Origin of the sequence: Rhodococcus sp. ACPA4 (assembly GCF_002300185.1) — a bacterium.
Lineage (GTDB): Bacteria > Actinomycetota > Actinomycetes > Mycobacteriales > Mycobacteriaceae > Rhodococcus_F > Rhodococcus_F globerula.
On the sequence record NZ_NSDY01000001.1, the window covers coordinates 3,105,633 to 3,119,220 of the forward strand.

The window sequence follows — 13,588 nt, forward strand, 5'->3', positions numbered from 1 at the left end:
TGTCGGCCTTTCGTGTAGTCATAGTTATCGAGGGTGACACGAGGAAGCGCGGAACGCAAGGCCGGTACCTCATCAGCCGAACACCGACCAGCAGATGTCATTCCGTAGCCGCTGGTCATCAAGTACCAACTCACGAATCGATACCGGGAGCTGGTCGCGCTGCCACTGGCACTCGAGTCGGCCCGCAGCCTCCTCGTCTTCCGTCGCAACAGCACGTGCGGCCTTGATCGCGTAGGCGGCAGCACCAAGTTCGTGCGCGGCGACGTGTGCGACGGCTCCGGCCTGTCCGGCAGCGTACGCAGCATGCCGCGCCGGCCCACGCAGGTCCCGAGCCGCGCCCATTGCATGACCGCCCGCAGCGCGAGCTTGCATCATCGTGACCTCACCCCGCACCCAGGCTCGCGCACCCTCGATCGCTTCACGCGGCCGCGGATCCTGCGGCTGAACCGACTCGAAAAGGTGAAGGACGTGCTCGGCGCACGATGCCGCCCAGAGAGCGAGGAGGTGGTGATCGGAATCTGTGAGGGTCCCACCACGACGGATCGTCACGAAGCGCGGATCCCGGACCTTCGGGAGGATCATGGTTCGTACGCTCCATCTGCTCGCGGCGGCCAAACACTGCTTCCTGGGGAACTCGGTAGAGACTTTGCCGCCCTTGACAATTACTCGGAGACAATTGCTCGGAGACAATTGCTCGGACGGCTCTACGTTACTTGACCAGGCGAGGTGGAAGAATTGCTCACGCCGTCAGACTCCGTCGACGGTTCGGCGTCGACGTCAGTGGTACCCAGCCTCGAGAGTTGCGCCGGGTCGCGTCGTGAAAGCCGGATACCGAGAAGCCAACCGACAGCCAGGCTCACAGGCGTGACGGCCACGAGCACCACGTTCACTGCGGTTCCAGCGGCAGTAATCAACTCCATCTGGTCCACGATCAAATACGTTGCGTAGGTCAACATCAGAAGAGCGGATACGGGAGCTACAACCACCCTCCAGACCGAATGCCCGCGACGATCGTTCCAGAAGAATGCGATAACTGCCGCGGCTGCCATGACCTGAAGCACGACGATGCCGACGATACCGGGCGAGTTCACCCACAATAGGAGTTCGAGGTAGGGGTCGGCGCCGACCACTACGAACACGACGATTACCACCATCGCCAGGAGACTCTGTACCGCGCTGGCCACATAGGGGGACTTGTAGACCGGGTGTAGTTTGCCCAGGAACTGGGGCAATACACGTTCGCGCGAAAGCGCAAAGACGTAGCGGGTGATTGCGTTGTGGAACGCGAGCAGGCTGGCGAGAATGCTCGTGATGATCAACAGCTCCATGAGGGTGCTCGCCCAACCTCCGACGTAGTGCTCGATGGCGTTGAAGTACATACCGGCGGGATCGTTAGCCGCTAGCTCGAGAGCCTGATCCGGTCCGTACGCCTGGATGATGATCCACACCATGAATGCGTAGAAGAGACCCAGGAATGCCACCGCGATGTAGGTCGCCCGCGGAACCGTCCGAGCGGGATCTTTTGCTTCTTCCCGGTACAGGGCAGTCGCTTCGAATCCGATGAACGCAGCAAAGGCCAGGGTCAGCACCCCACCGAGACCGGGGCTGAACACGTTAGACGGCGCAAAGGAGTCGAGATCAATTCCCCCGGCACCGCCTTGAAAAAGAACGGCGGCTGCGAGCAGCACCAGAATCCCCGTCTCCGCGGTCAGCAACAGGATCAGGAACCGAGCGCCGAGATGTACCGATCGAGATCCGAGGAACCAGACCAAGGCAACCCCGAGTAACGACCACACTCCCCACGGCAGATCCAGCCCAACCAAGTCCGCCATGGTTGACTGCGCGAAATAGCCTAGGGCCCCGAAGATTCCGATCTCGAGCGCGTTGTAGGACACCAGCGCAAGCACCGCTGCGGCCAGGCCCCACCGAGGGCCGAGCCCGACTGAGATATAGGCGTAGAAGGCGCCCGCATTGTGGATGTACTTGCTCATCGCAGTGAAGCCGATTGCGAACACTCCTAGCGCGAGCCCGGCCAAAATGTATCCGCCGGGGGCCCCGATGCCGGCAATGTTCAAGGCCAGAGGCGCAACCCCTGCCATCACCAGTAATGGCGCCGCCGCCGCCACGACAAAGAAGACGATGCCGGCGGTGCCGAGGACGCCTCCTTCCAGCTTCAGAGCGGGTTCGGGTGCAGTTTTCTTCATGAGCAACTTCTCCAGTCGGGGCAAGAGGGCGACTATCCGGAACAGGCAGATATAGGTGCAGCCAGAATTAATCGAATCAGTTTCGATTATGGTAGATCGTTGTGACCGGCGCCACAAGGGCATAATCGAATGAACTTCGATTTGAGAGGTGGGGGACGATGGGAAGACCGCGTATCGCACGTCTGGACCGCGACCGAATTGCGGAGGCGGCGCTCGCGCTCGTCGATCGTGACGGCGACTTCAAAATGCCTGATCTTGCAAAACACCTGAATGTGCAGGTGTCATCCATCTATCACCATGCAAAGGGTCGCGCGGCCGTGGTGGAACTCGTTCGAAACCGCGTCGTACGGGAAATCGACGGGTCGGCGTTCGAGCGCCTAACCTGGGACGACGCGTTTACTGCATGGGCTCGATCGTATCGATCCGCGTTCAGTAGACACCCCACCTCGATCCGCCTCCTCGCTACGGAGACGGTGCGTGATCCCACGTCGCTATCGGTCTACTACGCTCCCGCAGAAGGCCTCAGGAAAGCCGGATTCCCGGACGACCACATCTTGGCGGTCATCACCGCTGCCGAGAACTTTCTCCTCGGCGCCGCACTGGATGCAGCGGCACCGGAAGTCATGATCGAAGCGGACTCGACAACACCCGACGACGCTCTGACTCTGGCGCTTGCTGCGGCGCCGCGGGGTCCAGCCAGAGCCGAGCAAGCCTTCGAACTCGGTTGGATGGCTCTGCTGTCAGGCTTTCGACGTCTCCTCGAGGAAGTGCACGAGACATCGGCGCGCCCAGCGTCCTACTCGTGAGCAGCTGTGGCAGATCCAGGCATGCGCCATGACAAGCAGCGCTCAGTGAACTTGCCTACCTCCCAACCACGTTCGGGAGACAACCAAGTCGCTGAGCTCCTTGGCGGAGCCAAGTTGGCCGGGATCGACGGGAAGCTGGATCATGTCGGCTCGCATTCCCGGCCGAAGGCAACCCCACATGTCCTCTTCGAATCCCTGATAGGCGACGCCCGCCGAGTATGTTGCCAGGGCCCAATCGAGGCCGACGCGTTCGCGAGGTAGCCATCCTTCACTCGGGATACCAGCCGGCGTCTGGCGGTGAATCGCAGTGGCAATTCCCTTGATCGGTTCGAAGGCGGTGATGGGCCAATCGCTGCCGAATGCCACCCGCGCGCCGCGCTCAGCGAGGGTTCCGATGCGATATTGGCGGTCACCACGGTCGGCGCCGATCCGCGGAATGGTCAGCTCCGTCATCAGCGGGTCGAGCTGGGCCCATAGCGGCTGAAAGTTGGCGATCACTCCCAATGACGTGAATCGGTCCAGGTCGTTGCCATCAACCAATTGGAGATGCGCGATAGTGGCGCGTCGATCACGCGGGCCATTACATCGATCGACGTATTCGATTGCATCGAGGGCCATGCGTACACCTGCATCGCCGATGGCATGGATATGAATCTGAAAACCCAACCGGTCCACTTCAGCGGCAGCTCGACCGAGTTCATCGGTTGTCCAATTGCTGATTCCGTGGGAATGCGGGCAATCCGTGTACGGCGCGAGGAGCGCTGCCGTTCCGGCCTCGATGACACCGTCGGCAAAGAACTTCACCGTTCCTGCCTTGACTGCGTCGCCACCCCGTTCTGCGACCTTCTGCCGGGCTTCGACAAACGCCGGCAGGTCGCCCTGCCAACTCTCAGGTGTCGCTCGGAATGCAAGATTTACCCGGGTGGACAGGCGCCCACTTTCAGCGGTGGCCAGCCAGATCTCGACATCGCCTGGTTCGGTCCACGCGTCCTGCACCCAGGTGATACCTGCTGCGGCAAGCATTTTCGATGCTGCCGCAAGCGAATCAACTCCCGCATCGAGGGTTACGGCGGGCAATAATGCCAGTACCGGGTTGATCGCTCCCCATTCACGTAGGGTCCCGAGCAACTCACCGTCCGACGTTCGCACGATCTCTCCGCCGACCGGATCCGGCGTATCGCGCGTCAACCCGGCGCTTCGCAGTGCAGCGCTGTTGACCCACGCGGTGTGATAGTCCATCGTGCGCAGGACGACGGGTCTGTCCTCGACCACGCTGTCGAGCCAGCGAGCATCGAACCGACCGCCCGGAGCGAGGGTAGGCGACACGCCCTCACCGAAGATGCACTCGGCGTCGGGGTTCTCATCCGCCCAGCGACGCACCTCCTGCAAGACCTCATCGATGCTGTTGCAGTCGCGAATCTTGGCACCACGCATTTCCAGGCCACCCATCAACGGGTGAACATGGCCGTCGCCGAACGAGGGCAGTAGTGCCCCACCCTCCAAATCGATGACTTCGGTTCGCGTCGACTTCAATGCACGAGCCTGCTCCCCCAGTCCAACCACGCGACCGCCGACCACAGCGAGCGCGTCGCTGACCGTCTGGGCCGAATCACCCGTGCGTATCGTGCCTCCGACAAAAAGTAGTTCGGCCTCCACCTACCGCACCTCCATGCATTAATCGAATTTGATTCGATTAATTTAGACGGCAGATTCATCGACGTCAATAGCAGTTTCCACGTTGCGATTTGAGTGCTTTACGGCGATTTCTTCTATAGATGGGTGTGGGTCAAACGCGAGGCAATGCGTCAACGCCACTCAGACAACCGTCCGGTACGGCCTTCCTTGCCGTGATCTACCGGCGCCGCAAATTCACACCACACCCCGACTGCCCCTACGACGCGGTGCGGTCGGATTTGTTTGCAACACAAGCAGTGTCACCGGAAGATGTCGGCGGCCTGTCCGACGCGCAGGTCGAACGCATCGGTACCACACTGATGTTGCTCGAGGAGAAGATGGGAGAGTTGCGCGAGCATTTTGATCCGACGCCCGAAGACCTCAACATCGATCTCGGCCCCCTCGGACCATTTCTTGCCGACAAATAAGTTTTCAGGGATGTTCTGCTGTCGCCAGCCACGCCGGAGCCAGAAGCCTGTCGCGGGAATCGAAGCCCAGCCCTTCGACGATAGCAGCCAAGGGCGAGTTAGCTTGGCGCGCAAACTCTCCGCGGGTGAACGCCGTGGTGTAAGTGGCACGTTCGAGGTGCCGGACGATCCAACCGGCGTCGGTCAGCGTTCGACGCAGATTGTCCTCACTGATTCGATAAGGACCAGGAAATTCCTCTGGAACCTCGTCCGAGAAGCACACCAGGTGAAGCCGGGCTTGGGGTCGGCAGGCTCGTAGTACTGCCTCGACATACGGTTGGCGCTGATCTTCCGGGAAGCAGTGGTACAGCGCGCTGTCGAGAACAGTGGTGAACCGATTCTCGTACCCATCAAGTGTCATGGCGTCGGCAACAGCAAAATCCACTGCCTTCTCGAGTCCCCGCAGACCGGCGCGTTCGCGTGCGATCCCAATCGCCGTAGGTGAGGCGTCGAGTGCACACACCTGGTACCCACGGTCGGCAAGAAACAGAGCGTTTTCACCTAGACCACAACCAATATCAAGGACTTCGCTCGCTAACTGGCCGTCAGCTTCGAGTTTCCGAACCACCGGTTGCGCTTCACCGATATCCCATGGCACTCGGTCGAAGTCGAGTTCGTTGCGCTGTGCAGCGTCTGGCAACTCCGTATTTCGCGCAAAGGCATCGAAGTCGCCGCGATACAGCGCATCAAAATCGGCTGAACTCGGTTGGCGAGGCGGTTGGGGTCCGTCGGCGGTCACAACCTGCTCCTCCTACGCGTTGGCAACCTGAGCTTTACGGGTAGCCCTGCTCATCCAGCCCTAAACCCTTGCTCGGATTCTTGGCACATGCGTGGGGGCTTCGCATCGTCTTGACTGGTGATGCGAAGCTTAGGCGCGGTATTTAGTTCCGGCGCAGCCGGATTCAGTCTCGGTGGACCGGGCCTTGGCGGGTGGTGGAGCGGCGGGGTCGTTGTTTCGGGTCGATCGCAACTGGTGGGATGAACCATGGTTTGTGATCATCGCCCATTTTGATTTCCCAGATGCCGCGGAACCCACTGGTGCTGTGGATCAATCGGTGATGATTCCGGCAGAGGAGGGCGAGGTTGTCCATCACCGTCAAGCCTCCGGTTGACCACGGATTTATGTGGTGGGCGTCGCACCAGGCGGGTACCGCATCGCAGTTCGGGAAGGCGCAACCTTTGTCCCGGGCGATCAGCGCCGTTCGTTGTTCTGCTGTGACGAGACGCTTATGTGGAGTCGCATCGAACGGTGCGCCATTGCCGTCCATCAACACGGTCGAGAGCATGCAATCGCAGGCGAGCACCCGGGTGAGGCTAACGCTGAGTGGTCCCATCCAGGGCATGTATCCGACGTCAAGATCTTCGAAATCAGGCTCGTCGTCATCGAATGCACTGCCGTAGAACTCGGCATCGCCGAAATTGGCATCGCTACCTGATGCGGTATCGCTGCGCGTGGTGGCGCATTCCCGATGCTCGGCAAGGTCTTTCGCGGTGATATGCACATTCACATGCGGACGCTGACCACCGTCAACACCGGTCATGGCATTGTCGAGGTACCGACGGATCAGTTCGGTGAAGGCGTCGGCGGTTCGTTTGGCTGTCGATCGCTGATCCGGGGTTCCGTCGGCAGCCGGTTTCGGCATCGACAGACCCGAGAGCGCCGACAACAACATTTCGCCGGTCAACGCGTCGAAATCGCCCTTGATCGCGACCCGACCGTTCAACGTCGGCGAAATCCGCAAGACATTGAGGTCGTCGTCCTCACCGGGTGGGGTGTCGTCGGATTCGAATATCCGCTCGAGAACCGCAATCGCATACCGCAGTTTGATGGTGGTCGCCTCGACACCCGACGCGGCAGCGAGAAGGGTTGCCATGCAGGACGGTAACGCCCTGTCGGGCATTCCTTTTGGTGGTGATTCGCAGAATGCCACGATTATCGCCGCATGATCGAACGAGAGGTCACCGGCCTCGAATTGAGCATTAATGTCCGGAAACCCTCGCAGCGCGGCACCGAGAGCGGCGATCTTGTTACCCGCCGCGTTCTGCAGCATCGTGTTCGCCGCCAACCAGCGCCCCACACCGCGGTAGCAGAGCACCTGCTCGTCCGGATTGAGCGCCAACTCATCCACTGCGGCAACCCGAATCGCTTCCAACCGAAGAATTTCCGCAGATACACAGACTGCAACGTCCCGAACCTCGGCTGGGCGTAACCGCCACAACCTGCCGCGCACACCCCCAGCCGAACCGGCAACAACATCCCCCACCAAAGTTGAATCACAAACCGTCGTCATCAAGGCCTCCCCACCCTTGACACAAGCATACTCGAACAAACATTCGATTCAAGGGATATTTCGGGCACATTTCACGCGTAGACACTAACGATCACAACGGCCACCTCTGGCGAAAGCGATTCTCAGCCAAGGGCATTGATCAACCGGATCCGGGACAACAACTTTCAGCGCGTCACCGGCGCACTCCAGAGCCCGACGAGCGCGTCGACGATATCTGTCGTGAAGTCATCCCAGTTCGAGACCTCTACCGATTCGTCGCCGGCAAGGAGCCTTTCACGTTCGGCACACATGTGCAGCATCACATACCGCGCCATTTCACCGCGGGCGCGCCGAACGTCGTCCGGCATGTCGGGCAGACAAGCGGCGAGCGCGCCGAGCATCTTTTGCAAGAGCTCCGATGACGAAACATCTTCGTAGACAACGGCCCGCAGCGTGGGATCGGCCATCAGCTGAACACTGAACCGCGCATACCACGCGGGTCCGGTCAATTCGTTGTAATGATCAGTGGACGCTCGAACCAGACATGTGATCCAGTCACGGAGATCTGTCGAACCTTTGACGTCGGCCAGCAACTCCTTGCGCTTCTGCTCGATCGGCGCGGCATGTTTGTTCACGATTGCACGGAGTAGATCGATTTTTGTGCCGAAGTGATATCCGACGGCGGCGTTGTTGCCCTGCCCAGCAGCCTCGCTCACCTGACGATTCGAGACGGCAAAGATCCCGTGCTCGGCAAACAACCGCTCCGCGACTTCGAGTATCCGCTCCCGAGTCGCAACGGAACGAAGAGAGCCTGCTGGGGTACCCGAATCGCTGATCGCATCTTCAGTTCTTGCTGCCACATCTACCGCCACAGTCAGGTGCTCGGCACTATGTGCGCGCCGAGACGTTGATCACCATCGACCTCGCAGCGCTTGCGCGAAGTCAGTCAGCTGCTTTAACTTTATTCAATCAGTTGACTTAATTCAAGACTTCTTTACTTTTCTCTGATGGAGCTTTCCAATGTCGATATCCACTTCTGAACCCAGTAAAGCCGCACCGCCGTCAACTACTGCGGTAGTAGCAGTTCTGGCGTTTGCCGGCATCGTGGTCTCGCTGATGCAAACGCTGGTCATCCCTATCATTCCGCACCTTCCGGAATACCTGAACGCGTCCGCCTCGGACACAGCCTGGGTAGTGACCGCCACCCTCCTCGCTTCAGCCGTTGCCGTCCCGACGATGGGCCGGTTAGGCGACATGTTCGGCAAACGCCGCCTACTCCTGATCAGCTTGGCACTTCTGGTGGTCGGCTCGATTGTGGGTGCCATGAGTTCGAGCGTTGTCCCACTCGTCTTTGGGCGCGTCCTCCAGGGACTCGCCGCTGGTGTCATCCCTCTAGGTATCAGCATCATGCGTGACGTGCTTCCGCCCAAGAAGCTGGCCGGCGCCGTCGCGATGATGAGCGCAGCCATGGGAGTCGGTGGCGCACTGGGACTTCCGATCGCAGCTATGATCGCCGAATACGCCAACTGGCACGTTCTGTTCTGGGCATCGGCAGTCCTCGGCGCCATCGTGACGGGTCTGATCCTGGTCATCGTGCCTGAATCGACTGTCCGCACCGGCGGCAAATTCGACTTCGTCGGAGCCCTCACACTCTCGGTCGCACTCATCACCCTGCTTCTGGCGATTTCCAAGGGCAATTCCTGGGGATGGGCGAGCGCACTCACAGTCTCGATGCTCGCTGCCGCCGTCATCGCATTCGCCATCTTCGCCTGGTGGGAACTGCGCAACCCGAAGCCACTGGTCAACCTGCGCGTGTCAGCGCGTCGCCAAGTACTACTGACCAATCTCGCTTCCGTCGTCTTCGGATTCGCGATGTTCGCCTCCAGCATGGTGTTCCCCCAGGTTGTCCAACTGCCGGAAGCCACCGGCTTCGGACTCGGCGGGTCGATGCTCATCGCCGGTCTGGTCATGGCCCCATCCGGCATCATCATGATGCTCATCGCGCCGGTCTCCTCCAAGATCACCAACACCCACGGCCCCAAGATCACACTCATGATCGGTGCAGTCGTCGTTGCGATCGGATATCTCATCGGCATCTTCGCGCTGCACTCCATCTGGCAACTCGTCATGATCGCCCTCATCATCGGCGCAGGAACGGGCATGGCTTACGGCGCGATGCCAGCCCTCATCATGGGTGCGGTTCCCGCCTCGGAAACCGGTGCGGCCAACAGCTTGAACACCCTGATGCGCGCACTCGGCACATCGTTTGCCAGCGCAATCGCCGGCGTCGTCCTGGCTCAGATGACAATGACTCTCGGCGACACCACGCTGCCGACCGAGAACGCGTTCCGCGTCATCATGGCCCTGGCCGCGGGATCGGCCCTCATCGCGCTTTTCCTGGCAGCATTCCTGCCGAAGTTCCGTAACCCGGCCCGCGACGTTCCCGACTACGTACCCGCGGAACCCGCAGCGGCTCACTGAACCGACACCGACACAGTGCGAAAGCCGCCGCTACCCATGAGGTAGCGGCGGCTTTCGTATTCTTTCGCTGCGAGATATCCGCAGCATCCGTCACGTCAACATCCCAGAGGCGTCAACGAGCCGAAACCCAACCTACGCAACGTTTCTGAGAGTCTTCTGAGTGCAGCCGGGGCTGTCTCGGTATTTCCCAGAACATGCAGGCGCTCGAGGTAGGTGCCCATTCCTGACCAAGAGTAAGTAAAGTACCCACGGTCTGCGATCGGCAAACTGGTCGTTCGACCCGTGCGTCGTGCCGCTCATTCAACCCTTTGGAGAAGTCAGATGCGTTTGCCCACCCAGCGGTCTCGCCGCCGCAGCACTGCCGCAGCGGCGCTCGTCGCCGCGACTGTGCTCGGAATCCTCTTGCCCTCGACCGCTCAAGCGCAACTCACCGGATCGGCCGGCTCGTCCGGTGGTGGCGTCAGCGGGACGCAAGCAGCGCCGCGCGCAGCGTTGCCCGGTTGGCGTGAAATCTTTGTCGACGACTTCACGACCGATGCTCCGATCGGTAGCTTCGCAAACGACGAGTGCAACAACCCCGGCAAGATCGTCTACACCGGAACCGAGAACACACGCTGGCGGACGTACCCCGAGTGCTACCTCGACACGTACAACAAGAACCCTTACCGCGCAGACGAAGTAGTGAGCGCACACGACGGCGTACTCGACTACTACCTCCACGACGTCGACGGCCGCCGTGCCGGAGCCAACATGTCCCCCGTCATCAACGGCAGCAGCCAGGCCCAGGTGTACGGGCGCTACTCGGCGCGCATCAAGGTCAGTCATCCGGCGATCACCGGTTACCGGTTGGCGATGCTGCTGTGGCCGGACTCCGAAGGATGGCCGGAAGAAGGCGAGATCAACTTCCCGGAGGGCCCGCTGACGGGACCCATCTACGGTTTCCATCACTACGCCGAGGACGGCGCGGACGCGAACTCCCAGGCACTCTCCGATGTCGACACCTCTACCTACGCGGATTGGCGTGTTGTCACGATCGAGTGGACCCCGTCGGTTGTTCGATTCATGCTCGACGACAAGGTCTTGCTCGAGTCCACGCGGGGAATCCCCGATACCGCGATGCGTTGGCAGCTCCAGCTCGAGTCCAGCCTCTACCCGGCTCTTGGCGGCGGCAATTTCCTCGTCGACTGGGTGACAGTGCACGCGTGGGACGGCGCGTAACAATTTCCTGACAGCTGGTCGAGGCACAAAGCTGTGCCTCGACCAGCCCAATGGGCGTAGATTCCCGTTTTCGGACCCGATTGCCTAGACTCCCAAAAGTCATCGAAAGTAAGGGAAGGCAAACCTGTGCGCACCGCGGTTACCGGAGGAGCTGGATTCATCGGCTCGACGCTTGTGGATCGCCTGCGCAAGGACGGTCACCAAGTGCTCGTCATAGACGACCTGAGCCGCGGCCGGGTAGACAACCTCGACGCGGCGCTCGCGACCGCAGATGTCGACCTCGAAGTTCTCGACATTCGGGACGACAAGATCGGTCCGCTGTTCGAGACGTTCGCTCCCGAAGTGGTTTTCCATCTCGCAGCGCAAATCGACGTGCGGCACAGCGTCGCCGACCCGATCAACGACGCCGACGCCAATATCCTCGGCACTGTGAAAATCGGATCTGCGGCGATCGCGGCACAAGCTCGCAAGATCGTGTTCATGTCGTCCGGCGGTTCCATCTACGGATCACCGGAACACCTGCCCGTCTCCGAGCACGCTCCGGTCAACCCGCTCTCGCCCTACGCATGCAGCAAGATCAGCGCCGAGAACTACCTCAACTGCTTCCGGCAACTCCACGGTCTGGATTGCTCACACATCGCCCCGGCCAACGTGTACGGACCCCGCCAGGATCCACACGGCGAGGCTGGCGTCGTCGCAATCTTCGCGCGCGAAATGCTTTCCGGTGGAAACACTTTCCTGTTCGGCGACGGTGGAAATACGCGGGACTACGTCTTCGTCGAGGACGTGGTGACGGCGCTGATCGCAGCATCGGGCACCGCGGGCTCGGGACAACGCTTCAATATCGGAACCGGAGTCGAGACGTCCGACCGCGAACTACACGCATTGCTTGCGCACGCCACCGGCGTCGCGGCAGAACCCACGTGGATGCCGGCGCGACTCGGGGATGTTCGCCGGTCCGCGCTCGACGCCGCACTGGCACGCACGGAATTGGGATGGACCCCGTCGACGTCACTGTCGGAGGGGATCGCCCGCACCGTCGACTTCTTCCGGAAACTTGATACAGCGTCGTCCGATACAGCACCGTCGTCCGATACAGCACCGTCTTCCGATACAGCACCGTCGACGCTCGTCTGAAAAATGCCGCCATCCCCCAAAGCATCTCTTCGCGTCAGCCATCTGGACGTGATGCACAGCCGGACGCGGATCACGTCCGTCATCGGCCCCGTACATCTCCCTGACGACGCCACCATTGCCGCTCGACTTCGCACGATGGCCGAAGCAGGGCCACACACACGCCTCGGACTCAGACCGTCAGCGCACGGCAATCGGTGGACATTCGATCCCGAATCGTGTGCCCCCGAAGTAGTTCGGCTCGATCCGCCGACCTCCCCGATGGACCTGCTCGATACGGCGTCGAACGTCTCGCGAGAGGACCGCCCCACAACCGTCACAGTGGCCGGGAACTATCTCCGCACCGACCACAACCACGGTCTCGGTGAGGTCGCTCTGACGCTCATGATGAACGAGGTCATCCTCGGCATGATCGACCCCGCCGATCCTCAGGTGTGGCAACCGTCGCGTGCCTCGCGCTCGGGGATCACCACTGCCGCGCTACGCACCTACGGTTCGGATCCACGGCGCGGCTGGGCGCTGCGTCGGTCACTCGATCGGACGCCGCGTCCCACACAGTCCGGGCCGGTGGAACCGTGGACGCCCGCCCGCACTGCTGCCGTGGTCACCACTGATCCCGACACCGTTCGGTCGTTGCGCATGTGGCGGGACCGGAATCTTCCGTCGGTGTCGATGTACGCCCTGACCGCTTCGGTGCTGCACCGCGCGCTGGCCGACGCCGGGCTCACCATCAATCCCGTTGCAACTGTGACCCTCGATGCCAGACGCTACCTTGCGGCAGGTCGAGTTCCGTTGGGAAACTTCGTCTCCGGACTCGAATTCGATCTGGGGGCGAACCCGACGCCCGGCCGCATCCACGAGGCCACGTCCGAGGCGGTGGCAACGGGCCGGCCCGTTGCGAATCTCGCCCTGAACATGATGCGGACCCGAATCGGCTTGCGAATCAACAATTCCGGCGCATATCCGATCAGTCGCCCTCGAGATCCCCGAGCTCAGCTGCTGTTTTCGAGCATCGGCCCGGTGCCGCGACAAGGTCAGGTTCCGTGGCTCACCGACGCGTCACCGTTCTACTCGGCGCACAACGACCCTGTCGGCCCAGAGGGCATAACGCTCACGTGGGCAATCGTGGAAGGTGCGCTCGCGACGACGGCGTCGTTCCACGGAAACGTGTTTCCGCAGGCCCTGGTGACGTCGGCCCTGGAGTGCGCTGCCACCGATCCGATTTCCTATTTGTCTTCTGTTAACTGACCCGATGTGCCCCGATACCATGGGCGTCCGATAACATAGGTAAGGCTGCCCTTCCAGGGGTGGTGTTGCACCCCGCCTAGACCCCG

General features: G+C 61.2%; 12 protein-coding genes. 6 read left to right on the forward strand and 6 right to left on the reverse strand.

The annotated features are described in order from the left end of the window. Positions 1-72 precede the first annotated feature (72 nt). Together CJ178_RS14100 and CJ178_RS14105 are read right to left on the reverse strand one after the other, a co-directional pair. Positions 73-582 carry a putative immunity protein gene (locus CJ178_RS14100; protein WP_033231629.1) on the reverse strand — a complete coding sequence of 170 codons (510 nt, stop codon included), beginning with the start codon at positions 580-582 and terminating at the stop codon, positions 73-75. 122 nt (positions 583-704) lie between these two features. Beyond that, positions 705-2,204 carry an APC family permease gene (locus tag CJ178_RS14105; RefSeq protein ID WP_095886962.1) on the reverse strand — a complete coding sequence of 500 codons (1,500 nt, stop codon included), beginning with the start codon at positions 2,202-2,204 and terminating at the stop codon, positions 705-707. A gap of 158 nt (positions 2,205-2,362) precedes the next feature. On the opposite strand from CJ178_RS14105, the gene CJ178_RS14110 reads away from it, so the two are divergent. After that, a complete protein-coding gene (locus tag CJ178_RS14110; protein WP_095886963.1) occupies positions 2,363-3,010 on the forward strand; it encodes a TetR/AcrR family transcriptional regulator in 648 nt (215 codons plus the stop codon). Positions 3,011-3,052: 42 nt separating this feature from the next. Here CJ178_RS14110 and CJ178_RS14115 read toward each other — a convergent pair whose 3' ends face one another. Next, on the reverse strand, positions 3,053-4,666 hold the full coding sequence (locus CJ178_RS14115; RefSeq protein ID WP_095886964.1) for an amidohydrolase: 1,614 nt from the start codon (positions 4,664-4,666) through the stop codon (positions 3,053-3,055). 119 nt (positions 4,667-4,785) lie between these two features. On the opposite strand from CJ178_RS14115, the gene CJ178_RS14120 reads away from it, so the two are divergent. Beyond that, entirely contained in the window at positions 4,786-5,112 is a 327-nt protein-coding gene (locus CJ178_RS14120) for a gas vesicle protein K (RefSeq protein WP_095886965.1), read from the forward strand. Positions 5,113-5,116: 4 nt separating this feature from the next. Here CJ178_RS14120 and CJ178_RS14125 read toward each other — a convergent pair whose 3' ends face one another. The 3 genes from CJ178_RS14125 to CJ178_RS14135 all read right to left on the reverse strand — a co-directional run bounded on the left by CJ178_RS14125 (position 5,117) and on the right by CJ178_RS14135 (position 8,281). Beyond that, positions 5,117-5,890, reverse strand: coding sequence for a class I SAM-dependent methyltransferase (locus CJ178_RS14125; RefSeq protein ID WP_095886966.1), 774 nt, complete (start codon positions 5,888-5,890; stop codon positions 5,117-5,119). 163 nt (positions 5,891-6,053) lie between these two features. Then, complete coding sequence (locus CJ178_RS14130) at positions 6,054-7,442, reverse strand: HNH endonuclease signature motif containing protein (RefSeq protein ID WP_095886967.1); 1,389 nt, start codon at positions 7,440-7,442, stop codon at positions 6,054-6,056. Between the two features lie 164 nt (positions 7,443-7,606). Then, the gene (locus tag CJ178_RS14135; protein ID WP_095887978.1) at positions 7,607-8,281 is read right to left on the reverse strand and encodes a TetR/AcrR family transcriptional regulator; all 675 of its coding nucleotides are present in this window, start codon (positions 8,279-8,281) and stop codon (positions 7,607-7,609) included. Positions 8,282-8,441: 160 nt separating this feature from the next. Here CJ178_RS14135 and CJ178_RS14140 point away from each other — a divergent pair, with 160 nt between their 5' ends. The 4 genes from CJ178_RS14140 (at position 8,442) to CJ178_RS14155 (ending at position 13,502) form a co-directional block, all read left to right on the forward strand. Then, the gene (locus CJ178_RS14140) at positions 8,442-9,902 is read left to right on the forward strand and encodes an MFS transporter (RefSeq protein ID WP_095886968.1); all 1,461 of its coding nucleotides are present in this window, start codon (positions 8,442-8,444) and stop codon (positions 9,900-9,902) included. A gap of 321 nt (positions 9,903-10,223) precedes the next feature. After that, positions 10,224-11,120 carry a glycoside hydrolase family 16 protein gene (locus CJ178_RS14145; RefSeq protein WP_080711608.1) on the forward strand — a complete coding sequence of 299 codons (897 nt, stop codon included), beginning with the start codon at positions 10,224-10,226 and terminating at the stop codon, positions 11,118-11,120. A gap of 126 nt (positions 11,121-11,246) precedes the next feature. Further along, on the forward strand, positions 11,247-12,257 hold the full coding sequence (locus CJ178_RS14150) for an NAD-dependent epimerase/dehydratase family protein (protein WP_095886969.1): 1,011 nt from the start codon (positions 11,247-11,249) through the stop codon (positions 12,255-12,257). A 3-nt stretch (positions 12,258-12,260) separates the two neighbouring features. Beyond that, positions 12,261-13,502 carry a hypothetical protein gene (locus CJ178_RS14155; protein ID WP_095886970.1) on the forward strand — a complete coding sequence of 414 codons (1,242 nt, stop codon included), beginning with the start codon at positions 12,261-12,263 and terminating at the stop codon, positions 13,500-13,502. Positions 13,503-13,588 lie beyond the last annotated feature (86 nt).

What these genes read in the sequence shown, in the direction of transcription:
- CJ178_RS14100 (WP_033231629.1), bottom strand. Translation starts at nt 582, where the DNA reads ATGATCCTCCCGAAGGTCCGGGATCCGCGCTTCGTGACGATCCGTCGT.
- CJ178_RS14105 (WP_095886962.1), bottom strand. Translation starts at nt 2,204, where the DNA reads ATGAAGAAAACTGCACCCGAACCCGCTCTGAAGCTGGAAGGAGGCGTC.
- CJ178_RS14110 (WP_095886963.1), top strand. Translation starts at nt 2,363, where the DNA reads ATGGGAAGACCGCGTATCGCACGTCTGGACCGCGACCGAATTGCGGAG.
- CJ178_RS14120 (WP_095886965.1), top strand. Translation starts at nt 4,786, where the DNA reads ATGGGTGTGGGTCAAACGCGAGGCAATGCGTCAACGCCACTCAGACAA.
- CJ178_RS14130 (WP_095886967.1), bottom strand. Translation starts at nt 7,442, where the DNA reads ATGACGACGGTTTGTGATTCAACTTTGGTGGGGGATGTTGTTGCCGGT.
- CJ178_RS14140 (WP_095886968.1), top strand. Translation starts at nt 8,442, where the DNA reads ATGTCGATATCCACTTCTGAACCCAGTAAAGCCGCACCGCCGTCAACT.
- CJ178_RS14145 (WP_080711608.1), top strand. Translation starts at nt 10,224, where the DNA reads ATGCGTTTGCCCACCCAGCGGTCTCGCCGCCGCAGCACTGCCGCAGCG.
- CJ178_RS14155 (WP_095886970.1), top strand. Translation starts at nt 12,261, where the DNA reads ATGCCGCCATCCCCCAAAGCATCTCTTCGCGTCAGCCATCTGGACGTG.